Source organism: Flavobacterium sp. (assembly GCF_035456225.1).
Taxonomy (GTDB): domain Bacteria; phylum Bacteroidota; class Bacteroidia; order Flavobacteriales; family Flavobacteriaceae; genus Flavobacterium.
In genome coordinates this window covers 1-17,356 of the sequence record NZ_DATIDM010000001.1, presented here as the reverse complement: position 1 = coordinate 17,356, position 17,356 = coordinate 1, and the positions used below count along the sequence as shown (strand labels likewise).

General features: G+C 37.3%; 16 protein-coding genes and 1 pseudogene. 10 read left to right on the top strand and 7 right to left on the bottom strand.

Annotated features, from left to right (window positions below):
• Positions 1–493 (top strand): annotated as a pseudogene (locus VLB74_RS00085) (UDP-N-acetylglucosamine 1-carboxyvinyltransferase); the annotation flags it as partial.
• Between the two features lie 65 nt (positions 494–558).
• Positions 559–1,326 carry a sulfite exporter TauE/SafE family protein gene (locus VLB74_RS00080; RefSeq protein ID WP_325201435.1) on the top strand — a complete coding sequence of 256 codons (768 nt, stop codon included), beginning with the start codon at positions 559–561 and terminating at the stop codon, positions 1,324–1,326.
• A gap of 52 nt (positions 1,327–1,378) precedes the next feature.
• Here the strand turns inward: VLB74_RS00080 and VLB74_RS00075 are convergent, their stop codons facing one another.
• Entirely contained in the window at positions 1,379–3,865 is a 2,487-nt protein-coding gene (locus VLB74_RS00075; RefSeq protein ID WP_325201434.1) for a DUF5686 and carboxypeptidase regulatory-like domain-containing protein, read from the bottom strand.
• A 51-nt stretch (positions 3,866–3,916) separates the two neighbouring features.
• Entirely contained in the window at positions 3,917–4,330 is a 414-nt protein-coding gene (aroQ, locus tag VLB74_RS00070) for a type II 3-dehydroquinate dehydratase (protein WP_325201433.1), read from the bottom strand.
• Between the two features lie 336 nt (positions 4,331–4,666).
• Here aroQ and VLB74_RS00065 point away from each other — a divergent pair, with 336 nt between their 5' ends.
• The 5 genes from VLB74_RS00065 (at position 4,667) to VLB74_RS00045 (ending at position 8,469) form a co-directional block, all read left to right on the top strand.
• Positions 4,667–5,308 carry a porin family protein gene (locus VLB74_RS00065; protein WP_325201432.1) on the top strand — a complete coding sequence of 214 codons (642 nt, stop codon included), beginning with the start codon at positions 4,667–4,669 and terminating at the stop codon, positions 5,306–5,308.
• A gap of 142 nt (positions 5,309–5,450) precedes the next feature.
• Entirely contained in the window at positions 5,451–6,080 is a 630-nt protein-coding gene (locus VLB74_RS00060; protein ID WP_325201431.1) for a porin family protein, read from the top strand.
• A gap of 144 nt (positions 6,081–6,224) precedes the next feature.
• On the top strand, positions 6,225–6,857 hold the full coding sequence (locus VLB74_RS00055; protein ID WP_325201430.1) for an outer membrane beta-barrel protein: 633 nt from the start codon (positions 6,225–6,227) through the stop codon (positions 6,855–6,857).
• Between the two features lie 90 nt (positions 6,858–6,947).
• Positions 6,948–7,508, top strand: a complete 561-nt coding sequence (locus tag VLB74_RS00050) for a porin family protein (RefSeq protein WP_325201429.1) — start codon at positions 6,948–6,950, stop codon at positions 7,506–7,508.
• Positions 7,509–7,569: 61 nt separating this feature from the next.
• Positions 7,570–8,469 carry a site-specific tyrosine recombinase gene (locus VLB74_RS00045; protein WP_325201428.1) on the top strand — a complete coding sequence of 300 codons (900 nt, stop codon included), beginning with the start codon at positions 7,570–7,572 and terminating at the stop codon, positions 8,467–8,469.
• 133 nt (positions 8,470–8,602) lie between these two features.
• Here the strand turns inward: VLB74_RS00045 and rny are convergent, their stop codons facing one another.
• The 3 genes from rny to VLB74_RS00030 all read right to left on the bottom strand — a co-directional run bounded on the left by rny (position 8,603) and on the right by VLB74_RS00030 (position 10,965).
• Positions 8,603–10,165 (bottom strand): ribonuclease Y, encoded by a 1,563-nt coding sequence (gene rny, locus VLB74_RS00040; protein WP_325201427.1) that lies wholly within the window; start codon positions 10,163–10,165, stop codon positions 8,603–8,605.
• A gap of 209 nt (positions 10,166–10,374) precedes the next feature.
• Positions 10,375–10,668: a cell division protein ZapA gene (locus tag VLB74_RS00035; protein WP_325201426.1), complete on the bottom strand. Its 294-nt coding sequence runs from the start codon at positions 10,666–10,668 to the stop codon at positions 10,375–10,377.
• 6 nt (positions 10,669–10,674) lie between these two features.
• Positions 10,675–10,965 (bottom strand): hypothetical protein, encoded by a 291-nt coding sequence (locus tag VLB74_RS00030; protein ID WP_325201425.1) that lies wholly within the window; start codon positions 10,963–10,965, stop codon positions 10,675–10,677.
• A 201-nt stretch (positions 10,966–11,166) separates the two neighbouring features.
• On the opposite strand from VLB74_RS00030, the gene VLB74_RS00025 reads away from it, so the two are divergent.
• The 3 genes from VLB74_RS00025 to VLB74_RS00015 are packed head-to-tail and all read left to right on the top strand — an operon-like array spanning position 11,167 to position 16,109.
• Entirely contained in the window at positions 11,167–12,888 is a 1,722-nt protein-coding gene (locus VLB74_RS00025; protein ID WP_325201424.1) for a M23 family metallopeptidase, read from the top strand.
• Positions 12,872–15,340, top strand: coding sequence for a TonB-dependent receptor (locus VLB74_RS00020; protein WP_325201423.1), 2,469 nt, complete (start codon positions 12,872–12,874; stop codon positions 15,338–15,340). The genes VLB74_RS00025 and VLB74_RS00020 overlap by 17 nt, the downstream gene beginning before the upstream one ends.
• A gap of 46 nt (positions 15,341–15,386) precedes the next feature.
• The gene (locus tag VLB74_RS00015) at positions 15,387–16,109 is read left to right on the top strand and encodes a hypothetical protein (RefSeq protein WP_325201422.1); all 723 of its coding nucleotides are present in this window, start codon (positions 15,387–15,389) and stop codon (positions 16,107–16,109) included.
• Between the two features lie 5 nt (positions 16,110–16,114).
• Here VLB74_RS00015 and VLB74_RS00010 read toward each other — a convergent pair whose 3' ends face one another.
• Together VLB74_RS00010 and VLB74_RS00005 are read right to left on the bottom strand one after the other, a co-directional pair.
• Positions 16,115–16,816 carry a DUF2971 domain-containing protein gene (locus VLB74_RS00010; protein ID WP_325201421.1) on the bottom strand — a complete coding sequence of 234 codons (702 nt, stop codon included), beginning with the start codon at positions 16,814–16,816 and terminating at the stop codon, positions 16,115–16,117.
• A gap of 58 nt (positions 16,817–16,874) precedes the next feature.
• Positions 16,875–17,356 (bottom strand): ABC transporter ATP-binding protein (locus VLB74_RS00005; protein WP_325201420.1); only part of this gene is annotated, 482 nt, incomplete at its 5' end.

The following is a 17,356-nucleotide window of genomic DNA, read 5'->3' as shown; positions in this document are numbered from 1 at the left end:
TTTCAGAAAAATGGGGATCACTTTGGAAAGACAAGGTGATGATATTTATATTCCGGCACATAACAACGGTTACGAAGTTAAAACCGATATTGACGGTTCCATCTTAACCATTGCGGATGCTCCTTGGCCTGGGTTTACACCGGACTTATTGAGTATTATTTTGGTGGTGGCAACACAAGCAAAAGGAGACGTGCTGATTCATCAGAAAATGTTCGAAAGCCGTTTGTTCTTTGTTGATAAATTAATCGACATGGGCGCAAAAATCATGTTGTGCGATCCACACAGAGCGGTAGTTATGGGACACGATTTCAAATCGCAACTGAAAGCCACGACAATGAGTTCCCCTGATATCCGTGCAGGAATTTCATTGTTGATTGCAGCACTTTCGGCAAAAGGAACAAGTACTATTCAGAATATTGAACAAATCGACAGAGGTTACGAAAGAATTGATGAGCGTTTGAGAGCTTTAGGCGCAAACATCGTTCGAGCGTAATTATGTCGAATCATTAAACATATAAAGAGCTGAATTCATCTGAATTCGGCTTTTTTCTTTTTATCATGGAAATTCAAATCTTACTATTTCTTTGTATAGCTTCTTTTGCGGCCGGATTTGTGGATGCTATAGTTGGTGGCGGTGGCTTGATTCAGACGCCAGTTGCGTTAATTCTTATGCCTAATGTGCCTGTCGCCAATATCATCGGTTCGTTAAAGATTCCAGCTTTTAGCGGAACCAGTTTTGCGGCTTACCAATATCTTAAAAAAGTGACAATGAACTGGAGACTGCTGATGTTTATGTCTCTGATTGCCTTTGCTTCGGCTTTTGCAGGTTCTACTTTGCTGACCCATGTCAGTAACGATTTCATGAAACCCTTATTGTTGGTGGTACTGACATTGTTGGCGATTTATACGTTTATAAAGAAAAACTTCGGACAACATCAGGAAAAGCTTTTGTCGGTTAAAAACCAGATAATTTACGCGGTAATAATCAGTGTGACTGTTGGTTTTTATGACGGTTTTATTGGTCCCGGAACAGGAAGTTTCTTTGTTGTGGCTTTTGTTTCTGTATTGGGTTTCGATTTTCTTCATGCTTCCGCGAATGCGAAAATGGTAAATCTGGCGACTAACTTTGGTTCAATCTGCCTTTTCATGCTGAAAGGGAAAATTATTTGGATAATCGCTTTGCCGATGGCAGTTTGCAACGCACTTGGCGGTTTTATGGGAGCTAAATTGGCAATCAGCAAAGGAAACGGATTTATCCGCGCGTTCTTTTTAGTGGTTGTAGTCGGAACGTTGATTCGTTTTGCCTATGATGTTTTCTGGAAATAAAAAAGCGCACTGGGTTTCCCGGCGCGCCTTATTGTTTTTATGATAATTCTTTTTAGTTGAGCATGTTCAAAATCTTCAACCCGAAGACAACTCCGTCCGTTTGGAAACCATCCTGGTAAGAACGTACATAGTCAAATCGGAACAATCGGAATTTGCCAAAGCCCATATTATCAAATCCAACTGTGTATTCCTGATAAGGCTTGAAATTCGGAATGTTCAACATGTGGAATCCTGCAACTAAATTCCATTGCAGTTTGTTGATGAGCGGGATTTTATTCATGATAAAACCCTTATCGTTGTGTTCCATGTGCATTTCAAAATAAGCATCGTTTGTACTGTTGGAATAATACGGGAGCATATTGAATACGTTCAGGTATTTGTCGGCTGTACCAACATGGGTCTGGTTCCCGTTGAAGTGCTTGTAATCCACAAATGAAATGTTTTCGGCATTAAAAAACTGTCCGGCTTTCAGACGAATGGCAAAATCACCTTTGTTGCCGAATGTCTTGTCATAATCCACCAAAGCGGATAAGAAATCGTAATTATAAATGTCCTCGCTTCCGGCAAATCCTTTTTCGTAACCTATAGAAAGTGTGGGGTAATCATTGTTTGGGATGTTTATTTTACCGTCAGGACGCGTTATGTATTTATTGTCGAAACGGATTCTTGCTCCGATATTGGCTTTGACCAAATTGTGTTTTACAATCGCCGGAGTGGTATTGTCATAAGGCAAAAGCGGGTTGTTGGAGGTGTAATCCTTGTCGTTTTTGATCAGTACATAATCGGTATTGTTGAAAAGCGGTTTTCTGGCCGAATATTCAATACTTCCGTTTGCTGTAACGCCGTTCAAAATGTTTTGACTGTAACCTAATTTGATAAACTCCTTGTTGTAATATTTCGCGTAGTTGTCCTTAAAGAATAAGGTACTGATGGAATTTATGAGATTGGAAATCGGATTAGCAGGATTGAACTGATTGATGCTGCTTCCACCTGATGCTGATGCTGTGGCGTAATTTGTAGTGTTGAAACGGTGATAAATACTTCCGTTAACCCGCAAACGATCTTCGGCAAATCCGTAATTGAAAGTCGAATTGATAAAGGTATACGTTCCTTTGTCTTCATTGCGTTTGGTGAATGAAAACCCGGAATCGAGATTCCATCCCTGAACGGTATTGAAGCCAAGCGATGTTACGTCCAAAACGCCTTTGTAGGATGCAGACCAATTGTGGTAGCTGTCCTTGTATGTATATCCGGTGAAGATCTTCAGGAATTTGAATTTATTGCCTTTCCGGTCCAATGAATCCATATAGACTTGCGATTTACGGATGGTCTGTATGCTGTCTTTTTTGTGATAATCGCCGATCTCTTCGTCTGTCAACGGAACCGGTCGGTTTTCATTCCAGTAGATCGTGTCTTTTTTGTTGGCGTCTTTTACGATTTTGGCAATCTCGTTGGTAAAGGTTTTTTTCTCAAACTGATCCTTGAACACATAATTGCTGAATACGTGAGTGAACTTTCCGGTAAAACCCATTCCGAAAATGGAAGCTTTAAAATCGATGGTCTGCTGGTTTTTAGCCCAGATTCTGGTGTTGGGATTGTAATTAAAGTTCTGCGTAAAAGCGATATATTCTAAAATAGGTTGCTGCATTCGGTAGCCTTTACTGTTCAAATCGATGGCGTAAATAGCCCAAGTGTCTTCTACAATATATATGTATCCTTCGAAAACAGGTTCTTTATCGCGTTTTGCTATGACCTTAATTTTGTTGATGAGTTGATTGTGATTGTCGGTAAAAATACTTTCCAGTTTGTATTTATAGTACGACATGGCATTATCAGCTATAGGGGAAACCATGTTGATGCCCATGTCTACATAGTTCGCATAGAAATCATAATTAGTACCTTGTGCGGTATTGAAACTAAAACCGTTATCGTTACCACTCACTTTGGAAGCAATGATTTCTTCTTTTATTTTATTAGGTTTTTCAAATGCAATTTTTGAGACCGTTTCCGATAGATAGAGAATCCCGGTTCCGGTCGAGTCCAATGCGCCATCGAAATCCCCAATTTCCATTCCCAGGAATTTCTTCGGTACATTTTTGGCTCTGAATATGCCTCGGGAGTAAAAATCGGCTTCGAATCTGTCGGTTTTGCCGGAATTGATTTTTCGGTTTTTTATGGCATTGCGAATGATCTCATAAGCAGGATCTTCCTTGTTTGGCTTGATGATCATTTCTGATAAGGTATAATTTTCATCTTCCAGAACCACATTCATGGTATGAGGAAACGCTTGGATGTCGGCGGTCATTTTTTTTGTTTTATAACCCAAAGACTGAAAAATAACGGTGTATTTTCCTTTTTCTTTTACAATTAGTTCGAACAAACCATTTTCATTAGCAGAAGTGCCATTATAGGTGTTTTCAATAATTACAGTGGTATAAGGAACAGGTTGTCCTGCTTTGTCAGTAACTTTTCCTTTTATTTGTGCAAATACAGTGGCGGATAGTAATAATAAGGCAATCAGATAAAATTGTCGGGTCATGAAGTTATTTTTGTTTTAAAGACGATAAAAGGAATCGCTTGGTTGTATGGGTTATAAAAAAGATTTAAGAGCAAGTTCGTAGCTTTTTAATCCGAAGCCGATAATGACCCCTTTTGCATTTGGTGAGATATAGGAGGCGTGTCGGAACGATTCGCGTGAAAAGGTATTGGAAATGTGAACCTCCACCACAGGTGTGGATATTGCTTTCACAGCATCAGCAATGCCTATGGAAGTGTGGGTGTATGCAGCGGCATTAAGGATTATGCCATCATAACTGAAGCCTACTTCATGGATCTTGTTGATTAGTTCTCCTTCGATGTTGCTCTGGAAATAATGCAACTCAATGGTGGTGTATTTGTTCTTCAGCAGAAAAAAATAATCTTCAAAAGTTTCGTTACCGTAGATTTCCGGTTCGCGTTTACCTAAAAGGTTTAAGTTTGGTCCGTTGATTATGATAATTTTCATACAGATTCTTTTTGTAAATGTAATACAAAGCTACCATTAAGCTTTTCTAAAAACGAAAAATATCATTTAGTTAAGTGATTTTTTTCTGACATATTTTAAAAACAAGCTTAATTGAAACTGTATTGTAAGAAAAATTTTAACTTAAAAATGAGTTAATTGGTTAAGTTATCAAAATTTAACAAAAAAAAATCGACATATATATGCATGATAATCAAATGTATATGTTTTTTTTGGTTAATTATTTTGTGTTTTTTTTAGTTTTTTTGTTGTTGAAATTTTATGAAATTGGTTTTTTTATAGATTTGCCAAGTAAATTTTTAAAATTTTAAACTAATCATGAAAAAAGTTATTTTATCATTAGCAGCTGTATTCGCTTTCGGATTTGCTAATGCACAAGACAGTAAAATGAGATTTGGAGCAAAAGCAGGTTTAAACATTGCTAATTTAACTGGTGATGTTGAAAACACAAGTGCTTTAATTGGAGCTCACGTTGGAGGTTTTATGGAGTATAAATTAAACGAGAAATTCGCTATTCAGCCAGAATTATTGTTCTCTATGCAGGGTGCAAAATCAGAATATAGTTCAGCTGATGCAGATGGTGTTTTTGCAGTAGAATCTACAGCTAAACTTAATTATTTGAACCTTCCAATTATGGCTAAATATTATGTAGCTAAAGGTTTCAGTGTTGAAGCTGGTCCTCAAATTGGATTCTTATTGAGTGCTAAACAAAAAACTGATGTTACAGGAACAGATTTTTTCACTGGAGAGACTTTTTCTGAATCAACTGATACAGATGTTAAAGAGTGGACGAATTCAATTGATTTCGGTTTCAACTTAGGTGCTGGATATGATTTTACTGATAATATCTCTGCTGGAGTAAGATATAATTTTGGTTTATCAAATGTTGATGATTATCCAGATTCTACTGATACAGTTAAAAACGGTGTATTGTCTGTATCTGCTGCTTACAAATTCTAATCTTAATTAGAACATTATATAAAAAGCCCCGCATTGCGGGGCTTTTTTTGTTAATTAAATTGTTAATATCTCATTTTTTTAACTTGTTGTTATTAATTCTTATTCTGGATAAATTTATAGTACTAACTATAAACCAACAAATATGAAAAGAATTATTTTAGCAGCAGTAGCGCTATTGGCCTTCGGATTTGTAAAGGCTCAAGTGAAACAATCAGCAAGTAATACCAGATTTGGAATAAAAGGAGGTATGAACGTCGCGACTTTAACAGGAGATGAAGAAGATACCAAGTCTTTAATTGGTTTGCATATCGGAGGTATCGTGGAGTGTAAAATTAATGACAAATTTGCGATCCAGCCAGAATTATTGTTTTCGATGCAAGGGACAAAATATGAGTATTCTGGATATGATGGGTTTGAAACCTACTATGCTGAAGATAAATTTAAATTGAATTATTTGAATATTCCCATTATGGCAAAATACTACGCGGCTAAAAAATTCTATATTGAAGCTGGTCCGCAAATTGGCTTTTTGTTAAGTGCTAGATATGAGTATTCTGATTCTGTATATGGTTCTGGAGAGGAGGATGCGAAAGATTATGTGAAATCAGTTGATTTTGGGTTGAACATAGGTGCAGGATTTGATTTTACTGACAATGTTTTTGCAGGAGTAAGATATAACTTTGGGTTGTCTAATATTAATGATTTTGAAGATGATGACGATTTTAAATCCCATAATGGTGTATTGTCTATTTCTGCAGGTTATAAATTTTAATCTGCCATATGGTTTGGATGAAAAAAAAGCCTCATTTTATGAGGCTTTTTTGTTAATTAAATTGTTGATATCTCTGGGTTTTAGTTAATGATTTAACATTGTTATTATGAATAAATTTATACTACTAATTATAAAACAAAGTTTATGAAAAAAATTCTTTTATCAGTTGCCGCTATTTTTGCCTTTGGATTTGCCAATGCGCAGGATACGGTAAAAAGCGAATCTGAATACGGTTTTGCAAAAGGTAATATGTATGTTGAAGGTTCATTGTCGGTTAAATCTGATGATGATTCAAACTCCTTTTCTTTCAATCCTAAATTTGGTTATATGATAACTGATCAGATTTCGATTGGAGGTGATTTGGATATTGGGTCTTCTAAACAAGATCGAATTGGAGCTTTAGATCCTGATAAGAAGTCTTCTAACTGGGGAATCGGAGCGTTTGCAAGATATAATTTCCTGGAATTGAACAATAAGCGTTTTGTTGCTTACGGCGAAGTTGGTTTAGGGTTCAGCTCGACTAAAGTTGAAGAAGATTATATTGATCCTATTCCTGATTATGATGATACATCAAATGGAATCAAGGCTAATGTCGATTTAGGTATAAATTATTTCATTACTCCTAGATTTGCAGCTGTCTTTGTTGTGGCGAATGTAATCTCATATAATAATGAAAACCCTGAACACGGTGATTCAACCAATTCATTTTCAATGGACATCAACCTGTTTAACAACCCTTTTGATCAGGCTCAATTTGGATTATTATACAAATTTTAAAGATCTTTTACAGACAAAAAACCCGCTGACATAAGCGGGTTTTTTTTTGTGTATTTTTAGTATATTTGATAAACTACTAAACCAAAAAATATGAGAAAAGCACTTTTTTTAGGATTATTTATCATGTTCTCTATCGCCACAGTTCAGGCGCAGAAATTTAATTGGGGACTTAAGGCTGGTCTTAATGTTTCCTCATTGACCGGAGATATCGAAAATACAAAATCCTTGGCTGGATTTAATGCCGGTCTTTTTTCGGAAATTAAAGTGTTGAAGCTTCTGGCTATTCAACCGGAAGTTGTTTATTCGACACAAGGTACTGCCTTTGACGATTTTGAAGGACATTCTGTTGAGAGCCTAAAATTAGATTATATCAATGTTCCGGTACTGGCTAAATTGTATATATTTAATCTTGTTTATCTGGAAGCAGGACCGCAAATGGGGTTTCTTATGAATGCAAAACAAGGGTCAGCTGATGTTAAGGATACTATTGAAGATACGGATCTTGCGATTGCTGCCGGGCTAGGGGTTAGTTTTGCTGATAAATTCCGTGCTAACGGGCGAGTGAATTTTGGTACAACCGATATAGATAAGTCAGAAGACGCTGACGTGAAAAGCATGACAATTCAGATTGGGGCAGCTTATATTTTTTAATGTAAAATCCAATACCATTTAAAATCCTGAAAACTTTCAGGATTTTTTTTATTTTAGACCTATGAAACAATGGTCGTCTTATTTATCGGAATACCAAACCTACCTAAAGCTGGAGCGGGGTTTGTCTGAAAACACCATAACCAACTATGTTTTAGATGTCGAGAAGCTGATACTTTTTTTAGAGGATAAAAAATTGGTTTTTTCGCCGATTGATATTGCAGAAGAACATATTCAGCATTTTATCTACACCATTTCGGGAAGCCTGAATGCGAGAAGTCAATCCCGAATAATTTCTGGCCTTAAGAGTTTTTTTAATTACCTCATTTTTGAAGGATATCGCAATACAACTCCGCTTGAATTAATCGAAGTGCCCAAAACAGGACGTAAATTGCCGGATACTTTGTCAGTTGAAGAAATTGATATCATGATTGGCGCCATAGATTTGTCAAAAGAAGAAGGGGAGCGTAACAGGGCGATGTTAGAAACATTGTATAGTTGTGGTTTGAGGGTTTCGGAATTGGTAGGTTTAAAAATATCGGATTTGTTTTTCGAGGAAGGTTTTATAAAAATTACAGGTAAAGGAAACAAGCAGCGTTTTGTGCCTATAGGTTCTTCAACGCAAAAATATATTTTGATGTATAAGGATTTGGTCCGTTCTCATCTTTCTGTTCAGAAAGGCCACGAGGATACCCTTTTTCTTAACAGGAGAGGAAGGCAATTGACCCGCGCAATGGTTTTTACCATTATAAAAGATTTGGCCGTTAAAATCAATTTAAAGAAGTCGGTAAGCCCACATACTTTTCGGCATTCCTTTGCAACGCATCTTTTGGAAAATGGAGCTGATTTGCGTTCAATCCAAATGATGTTGGGCCATGAATCTATTACAACTACTGAAGTCTATATGCATCTGGACAGAAGGTTCTTGTCTGAAGTTTTAAATTCGTATCATCCTAGGAAGTAGAGGGTGGGGAGTGTTCAGTGTTCAGTGGTTAGTGATTGGTTTAAATAAAAAAAAGACCTGTTTTTCAACAAGTCTTTTTCTGTATAAGGTTAGTTTTTAGATGTTGTAAGCGCTGCTAACTGACCACTGTTAACTATTTTGCAATATTCACAGCTCTTGTTTCACGGATTACGGTAATTTTTACCTGACCCGGGTAAGTCATCTCTGTTTGGATTTTTTGTGAAATGTCAAACGATAAGTTGCCCGCCATTTCGTCGCTTACTTTTTCGCTTTCTACGATTACACGTAGTTCACGACCAGCCTGGATAGCATAAGCGTTTTTAACACCGTTGAATCCGTAAGCGATATCTTCAAGGTCTTTCAGACGTTGAATGTAAGAATCTAAAACCTGACGTCTTGCACCAGGACGTGCTCCTGAAATAGCATCACAAACCTGAATGATTGGTGAAATCAATGATTTCATTTCGATTTCATCGTGGTGCGCTCCGATAGCGTTGCACACTTCTTCTTTTTCACCGTATTTTTCAGCCCATTGCATACCTAAAATGGCGTGAGGCAATTCGCTTTCCGTATCAGGCACTTTTCCGATATCGTGAAGTAAACCGGCTCTTTTTGCCAATTTCACGTTTAAGCCTAATTCAGCGGCCATGATACCACAAAGTTTGGCTACTTCTCTTGAGTGTTGCAGTAAGTTTTGTCCGTAAGAAGAACGGTATTTCATACGACCAACGATTTTAATCAATTCAGGGTGTAATCCGTGGATTCCTAAATCAATAACCGTACGTTTACCAACTTCAATGATTTCGTCGTCGATCTGTTTAGCTGTTTTAGCAACTACTTCTTCAATGCGTGCCGGGTGAATACGTCCGTCAGTCACCAGTTTGTGTAGAGCCAAACGTGCAATTTCACGACGTACCGGATCAAAACAAGAAAGGATGATCGCTTCCGGAGTATCGTCAACGATGATTTCAACGCCGGTTGCTGCTTCTAAAGCACGGATGTTACGACCTTCACGACCAATGATTCGTCCTTTTACATCATCAGATTCAATGTTGAAAACAGAAACACAGTTTTCTACGGCTTCTTCTGTCCCTACACGTTGAATGGTGTTGATGATGATTTTTTTAGCTTCCTGTTGTGCAGTAAGTTTGGCTTCTTCAATGGTTTCCTGAATATGCGCCATAGCATTTGTTTTTGCTTCGGCTCTTAAACTTTCCACCAATTGGTTTTTAGCGTCTTCTGCAGAAAGACCGGAAATGGTTTCCAGTTGTTCTACCTGACTTTTGTGAAGACGGTCAACTTCCTGTTGTTTTTTCTCGATATGTTCTAAACGGTTGTTGTAATCGTTTATTTTTGAATCGGCTTCGTCGTTTAGCTTTTTGGTTTTAGCTAATTCATTGGAAACCTGCGACTCTTTATCGCGGGTTCTTTTCTCTGCTTCAGCAATTTTTTTGTCTTTGGCTAAAATTTCTTTTTCGTGCTCCGATTTTAATTCAAGGAACTTTTCTTTTGCCTGAAGCAATTTATCTTTTTTGAGGGATTCTGCCTCAACTTTAGCGTCTTTTAGAATGGATGCGGCTTCTTTTTTAGCGTTTTTGATTAAATTGGAAACATTCGTTTTTTCTAAATATTTCGCAATCGCGAAACCGATTCCGATTCCGGCAAGACAGCCAATGATTATAATTAATGTGTTCATAAGTGTGTTAAAGTTATATATAAAAAAAGCCTACATTAGGGGTATTGCATAAACTCGTATGGACAAGTTTTGAGTTAACTCGCTGTTCAAGGACCTGCTCGGGGCAGTCTGCTTTAGAAACGAAGATTCACTCATTTGAATTTGTTAGTGTTGAGTTTATCAAATAGGTACTAATGTAGGCAGTATCTTAGTTTATGTAAAGAACGTATTTATTTTGAAAGAATTGTACTCATTTTTTCATCTATTTCTTTTAAGCGGTCAAAAGCCTTTTCAAGATCGGTTGATTTGTCGATTTGCTTTTGTTCCACCTGCGAGGCAAATTGTAGTGCGCACATGGCCAATACATCCTGCTTGTCCCTTACTGCATAGTTTTCTTCGAATTGCTTAATCATGGTATCAATTTTTTTTGAAGCGGTCCTCAAACCTTCTTCCTGCGAATAATCCACGGTAAGGGGGTACACGCGGTCTGCAATTGATATTTTTATTTTAAGCTTTTCACTCATTCTTTATTAATCAGAAAGTTGTGCTATACAATAATCGATTTCGCGAATTAATGAATTTATTTTGAGTTTTGTTTCTCTTTTATTTTCGTCACTGCCCAGTAATGAATTTGCCATTTTGAGGGTTTCGTATTGGTTTTTCAATACCGTAATTTCCTCGGATTGCTTATTGATAATGTTTGAGGATTTCGATAAATCATTTCGTAATTCCTGATTTGCTTTCTCCAAACTTTCCAGTTTCAGGACCATTTTAGAGAATTTAATTTCGAGAGAATCAATGATTTCATTTAATCCATTCATTATCGATCTGTTTCATTACACGATTTACAAAGTTAGTATTCCATTTGATATATAACAATAAATTTGTTTAATTTTTAAAAAATGTTTTAGCTCCTTTGCTAATAATTTGTTGTGTAGTCAGTTATGTAAATTTTGGTTGCTGTTCTGTGTGAATGGGTGTTTTTTTATATATTAGCTGCTTATTAGCCAAAATTTATAGTTATGAAATTGCCGTATTTTCTATTGTTTTTATCCGCCTTTTGCCTTGGCCAGTCTCCGGAATATCCCAAGGATTATTTTCGTTCGCCTTTAGATATTCCTTTATTTGCTTCCGGTTCTTTTGCGGAACTGCGTGGAAATCATTTTCATTCCGGTCTGGATTTTAAAACCCAACAAAAAGAAGGGTTGCCTGTTTATGCGGCAGCCGACGGTTTTGTGTCCCGTATCAAAATTTCCGAAAAAGGATATGGGAAAGCGATTTACATAACGCATCCCAATGGTTTTACATCGGTATATGGTCATTTAAAAAAGTTTGACGGCCCGATTGCCGATTTTATCAGAAAGCGACAGTATGCCCAAAAATCTTATGAAATCGAAATTTTTCCGTTAGCCGGTGAGTTATCTGTAAAAAAAGGACAAATAATCGCTTTCTCCGGAAATACAGGTAGTTCAGGTGGGGCGCATTTGCATTTTGAAATTCGGGACACAAAAACCGAAGATATCATTAACCCGATGTTTTTTGGTTTCGATATGCTGATGCCTGATACCAAGATGCCAAATATTAATGATTTGGTTGTTTACGCAGTGGGTGACAGTGCCGTGGTAAATAATTCACAAAGACCAATTCCGTTAAATCTGTCGCTTCAACCCAACGGAAGTTATCTTGCAGATAAAGTCCTGGCTAAAGGAGCCATCGGTTTTGGAATCAATGTCTATGATCTATCGGATAAGAATTTCAACTGGAACGGGATTTATAAAGTGGAAACGTTCTTAAACGGAAGCAAATTCTACGATTATGAATTCGACCGCTTTTCGTTTGATGAAACAAGGTACATTAATAATTTTATCGACTTCTATCGTTACAAAACAATAAATCAGACGGTTCAAAAATTATTTTATAAGAAAGTTTATCCTTTCGCACCGGTCAGCCACAATAAGAAAAACGGTCAGATTACCGTACTTCCTGATATGGTTTATAATTACCGGATTGAAATTTCAGATTTTCATAAAAACAAACGCATCATTAACATTCCAATCCAGTATTCCGGTGCCAATGCTGCGATTGCAAGGGAACAAAAGAAAACACCTTATTTTCTGAAATCCGCAAATGATAACAATTATACAAAAGACAATGTTTCGGTTTTTATTCCCGCAGGTTCTTTTTATGAGGATTTTTATATGGATTTCGATGTTAAGGACAATGTGCTTTTTCTCCATAATGAAACAGTTCCGGTGCACAATAACCTGACAGTGACTTTTGATGTTACGGATATACCAAATCTTAACAGGGAAAAAACGTTTATTTCCAGAATGGATGGGAATACTTCGGAATATTTTACAACTTCCAAAAAAGGCAACCTGTTTTCCATCCGTACTAAAGATCTGGGGAAATTTAAGTTAATGACTGATACGATAGCGCCGAAAATTTACCGTCCTTCTTTTACCGAAGGTGCTGATCTGGAGAAAAGGGATTCGATCAGTGTCCGCATAAATGATGATTTGTCCGGAATAAAAGAATATAACGGCTATATAAACGGAAAATGGATTTTAATGGATTATGATTTTAAGACGAAATCGTTAACCCATTATTTCAGTGATGCCATTTATGAAGAAGGCAAAAACGAATTAAAAGTAGTAGTTTCTGATAAAATGGGAAATTCTACTATCTTTGAAACTCATTTTTTTAAAACTAAAACCCAACCACCAGTTGAAAAAACTAATTAATCTACTGATTTTCTTTGTTTTCATTACGGGATTTACGTCCTATGCACAGACCGCACGAGTAAAAGGTGTTTTATTGGACGAATCCAATAAGCCTGTTGAGAATGCTACCATCAAAGCGGGTGACGTTACAACCAACTCTAACGAGAACGGTTTCTTTCAGATAAAAATCCCTGCCAATGTTAAGGTAACGGTTGAAATTACACATGTTTCTTATAAAAAAACATCTGTTATCGTTGAATTGAAAAACAACGAGGATTTTGAGCTGAATGTTGTTTTGAGTCAAAATGCGGAGGGATTGGGAGAACTTGTGATTACCAGCAGCGGAAGAAAGCGCGTTGAAGGTATTACAACGATCGAACCGCAGGTAATCAGAAAGATTCCGGGAGCCAATGCCGGAGTGGAAAACATTCTGAAAACCCTGCCCGGTGTTTATTCAAATAACGAATTGAGTACATCATATGCAGTTCGTGGAGGTAATTATGATGAAAATTTAGTTTATGTAAATGAAATCGAAGTCTACCGTCCGTTCCTGATCCGTTCAGGACAACAGGAAGGTTTGAGTTTTACGAATACCGAAATGGTTTCCAATGTGGATTTTTCTGCCGGAGGTTTTCAGGCCAAATACGGGGATAAATTGTCGTCGGTTTTGGATATCACTTACAGAAGACCTACCAAGTTTCAGGCGGCTTTGGACGCGAGTTTGCTGGGAGGTAGCGCTACGGTTGATTTAGTTTCCAAAAATCAGAAGTGGAGCAATATTACCGGAATCCGATACCGAAACAACAGTTTGCTGGTAAACAGTCAGGAAACCGAAAGCAATTACACTCCGACTTTTGCAGATATTCAAACCCAGATTAATTTTGATGCTTCCACCAAATGGGAGTGGAGTTTTTTAGGGAATATTTCACAGAATAAATACCATTATCAGCCATTAACTCGTCAGACAAATTTTGGTACTATTGATGAGCCGATTGCCTTGCTGGTTTATTATGATGGTCAGGAGAAAGACGAATACACAACCTATTTTGGTGCCGTAAAATCGACTTATCAGGCAAATGAAGATTCGAAATATAAGTTCATAGGTTCGATTTATCATACGCAGGAACAAGAGTATTTCGACATTTTGGCCGAATACCGTTTAGGGGAAGTAGACTCTAATATAGGTTCGGATACCTTTGGGGATGTCGTGTATTCCCGAGGGGTTGGTTCACAACTTACCCATGCCAGAAATAATCTTGATGCGTTGATTGTGAATACTGAAGTAAAAGGGTTTCATAATATTAAAAAGAAAAGCAGCCAGGTTGAGTGGGGCTTCAAATATACCAGGGAAGATATTCGTGACCGATTAGTTGAGTGGGAAGTTATTGATTCTGCCGGTTTTTCATTGCCTCAACCGGATATAGTGCTGCCTAATGATCAGCCGTATACGCCTTATTATGGGCCGTTGGCTCCTTATCAGAATGTAAGGGCAACTAATTTTGTCCAGATCAATCGTTTTTCAGGTTACGGACAATGGAACTACAGAGGAACTATTGGTTCCAGCCAAATTTGGTTTAACGCAGGTGCGCGTGTTCATGATTGGAAGGTACAGGGGGATAACCTGAATGGGAAGAATCAGATTGTATTTAGTCCGAGAGCCCAGTTTGCCATCAAACCGCAATGGGAAAACGATATGCTTTTCCGTTTGTCCGGAGGCTTGTACCAGCAGCCGCCTTTTTACAGGGAATTAAGAGATTACAATGGAGCAGTTAATCCTAATGTAAAAGCACAAAAATCATATCATATAGTAGTAAGCAATGATTACAGTTTTAAATTGTCTGGCAGGCCGTTTAAGCTGGTTTCGGAAGCGTATTATAAAATCTTGAGTGATGTTAATACGTATACGATTGATAATGTCCGAATCCGTTATCGAGCCAATAATGACGCAACGGCTTATGTTTACGGAGCCGATTTCCGTTTGAATGGCGAGTTTGTTCCCGGAACAGAATCCTGGTTTAGTTTCGGCTATCTGAAAACGGAGGAAAATCAGAATAATCGCGGAAACATAGCGCGTCCGACAGATCAACGCCTGAAGTTCGGTTTGTTGTTCCAGGATTATATGCCGGCGCTTCCTAACATGAAATTATATCTGAATTTAGTTTATAATACAGGACTTCCGGGTGGATCACCTTCCTATGCGGATCCGTATCTTTACCAAACCCGTCTGAAGGATTATCGTCGTGCCGATGTTGGTTTTTCGTATGTGTTTAAAGATGCAACCATTCAGTCAAGCAGGAATTGGCTGAAACGTTTTAGGGAATTCGCTTTAGGATTTGAAATTTACAACATGTTCAACAATCAGAATGCCATCACGAATACCTGGGTGCGCGATGTGTACACCAAGAGCCAGTATGCCATTCCGAATTACATGACCACACGTACATTCAACATAAAATTGAATTTCAGATTATAGTTCCTGATTTAATTGTTTTATATTTGATAGACAAAATTGTTCCGAAATGAAAAACTTCTCAAAATATACTGTACTGGGTTTATTTGCTTTTTTGGCAAGTTGTAAAGGTGAAGCTGAAAAGCCGAAGGTAATTTATGAAGATGAAAAAAGCACACAAAAAAATGTGGTTGCCAAGGATTCTTCGCAAATTAAGATTGCTGATTTGCCGATTTACATGGAAGGAACAAAATACCTGATTCATGCTATTGGAGGCGTTCGTGTGTCTGCTGAAGGTGGCAGTTACGGATCAAGTAAAACCAATTCGATGAGTTACGCCATTTCGAATTACAATCGTTTCGAACTTACCGGATATTTTGAGAATCTGAAATTCCAGCACATCGATTCTACTGCATTGCGACCGTTAACCGATAAACCGGTTCAAATACAAACGGCAACATTCCTTAATACTATTTCGGATAAAACCAAAAAGCAGATTTTGGTGTATTCTTTAGTGGATTCCGATACGAATAAAGATGGAAAACTGGATGCTAACGATATCAAGTCGCTTTACATCAGTACGATGAGCGGGAAAACATTTACCAAATTGTCAAGCGATCTACAGGAATTGCTCGATTGGAATGTAGTGGAAGTTCAAAATCGCCTGTATTTCAGAACCATTGAAGACATAAACAAGAATGGTGCTTTCGATAAGACTGATAAAGTGCATTACCATTTCGTAAACCTGCTTTCAAAGGACTGGGCAGTGGAAACCTATGAGCCGATAAATTAATTGATTTAAATCAAAATATCGCTTTCCAAATCCGATTTTTCTATTTCAAAGCCGAAGCCTAGTTTGGATACAAGTTCAATGACCAACTTTTTGTACCAATTTTCGCTTTTGGGATGGATGTAGATTTTATTAATCATTTTGTTGATGTCCACATCTATTTTCAATCCGTCATTTATCGTTAGTTTTTGTGAAGTCACGTCAGAAATTATTCTGATTTCATTCTCATACTGAAAGCTTTTTCGTTTAAAAAGAAAAGGGAAGAAGGCATCATCAAAAGGGATTAGTTCTTTTTTGTAATCGATGTAGTTTACTTCTCCAATGTGCTGTTCGGTATATCTTTCCTTTTGTAAGGCTTCTTTCAGATTTCCTATGGTAGACTGTATAGCTAAACCTTCATTGTTTTTGGTGAAAATTTGCCACATGGCAAAGCTTTCGTATTCGTTGGTATGCCAACTGCTGATGACTACATTTTTACGATGCGATTTGTAATAGTCTAAAAATTTCGGGTTGTTTTCGGAAATTTTTTTGATCTCTTCAAAAGTAGGTTCACTGAAAGTACCTTCATATTGATCCTCAAATTTATCCGAACGGGACATAAACATTTTACCCGAAATCAGAATGTCTAAAAATTTAGACAAATCCATGTATTTCCAGACTATGGTATCCGGATTTTCAGGGATTTTGATATTCGGGTTGTTTACATACATTTTGCCAAATCTAAATTAAGACAATCTAAAATTCTAATAATCTAACCATCCAGCTGATCTACTCAAAAGACTGCATCATTACCAGTTTGGAGTAGTTTCCGTTTTTGGCCAACAATTCGTCATGAGTGCCTTGTTCAACAATTTTTCCTTTTTGCATAACGACAATCGTGTCTGCTTTTTGGATGGTTGAGAGACGGTGAGCAATCACAATGGAAGTCCTGTTTTGCATCATGTTTTCCAAGGCTTCCTGTACTAATTTTTCACTTTCTGTATCCAACGCTGATGTTGCTTCATCCAAAACCATGATTGGCGGGTTTTTCAAAACAGCCCTGGCAATGGATAAGCGTTGTTTTTGTCCTCCGGATAATTTATTACCCGCATCACCAATATTGGTATCGATACCGTTTGGAAGATCTTTCACAAATTCATAGGCATTGGCAATTTTCAAAGCTTCAATGATTTCTTCATCAGTAGCATTTTCTTTACCTAATCGGATATTGTTTTTAATGGTGTCGTTAAATAAAATGCTGTCCTGTGTTA

What these genes read in the sequence shown, in the direction of transcription:
- VLB74_RS00080 (WP_325201435.1), top strand. Translation starts at nt 559, where the DNA reads ATGGAAATTCAAATCTTACTATTTCTTTGTATAGCTTCTTTTGCGGCC.
- VLB74_RS00075 (WP_325201434.1), bottom strand. Translation starts at nt 3,865, where the DNA reads ATGACCCGACAATTTTATCTGATTGCCTTATTATTACTATCCGCCACT.
- aroQ (WP_325201433.1), bottom strand. Translation starts at nt 4,330, where the DNA reads ATGAAAATTATCATAATCAACGGACCAAACTTAAACCTTTTAGGTAAA.
- VLB74_RS00065 (WP_325201432.1), top strand. Translation starts at nt 4,667, where the DNA reads ATGAAAAAAGTTATTTTATCATTAGCAGCTGTATTCGCTTTCGGATTT.
- VLB74_RS00060 (WP_325201431.1), top strand. Translation starts at nt 5,451, where the DNA reads ATGAAAAGAATTATTTTAGCAGCAGTAGCGCTATTGGCCTTCGGATTT.
- VLB74_RS00055 (WP_325201430.1), top strand. Translation starts at nt 6,225, where the DNA reads ATGAAAAAAATTCTTTTATCAGTTGCCGCTATTTTTGCCTTTGGATTT.
- VLB74_RS00050 (WP_325201429.1), top strand. Translation starts at nt 6,948, where the DNA reads ATGAGAAAAGCACTTTTTTTAGGATTATTTATCATGTTCTCTATCGCC.
- VLB74_RS00045 (WP_325201428.1), top strand. Translation starts at nt 7,570, where the DNA reads ATGAAACAATGGTCGTCTTATTTATCGGAATACCAAACCTACCTAAAG.
- rny (WP_325201427.1), bottom strand. Translation starts at nt 10,165, where the DNA reads ATGAACACATTAATTATAATCATTGGCTGTCTTGCCGGAATCGGAATC.
- VLB74_RS00035 (WP_325201426.1), bottom strand. Translation starts at nt 10,668, where the DNA reads ATGAGTGAAAAGCTTAAAATAAAAATATCAATTGCAGACCGCGTGTAC.
- VLB74_RS00030 (WP_325201425.1), bottom strand. Translation starts at nt 10,965, where the DNA reads ATGAATGGATTAAATGAAATCATTGATTCTCTCGAAATTAAATTCTCT.
- VLB74_RS00025 (WP_325201424.1), top strand. Translation starts at nt 11,167, where the DNA reads ATGAAATTGCCGTATTTTCTATTGTTTTTATCCGCCTTTTGCCTTGGC.
- VLB74_RS00015 (WP_325201422.1), top strand. Translation starts at nt 15,387, where the DNA reads ATGAAAAACTTCTCAAAATATACTGTACTGGGTTTATTTGCTTTTTTG.
- VLB74_RS00010 (WP_325201421.1), bottom strand. Translation starts at nt 16,816, where the DNA reads ATGTATGTAAACAACCCGAATATCAAAATCCCTGAAAATCCGGATACC.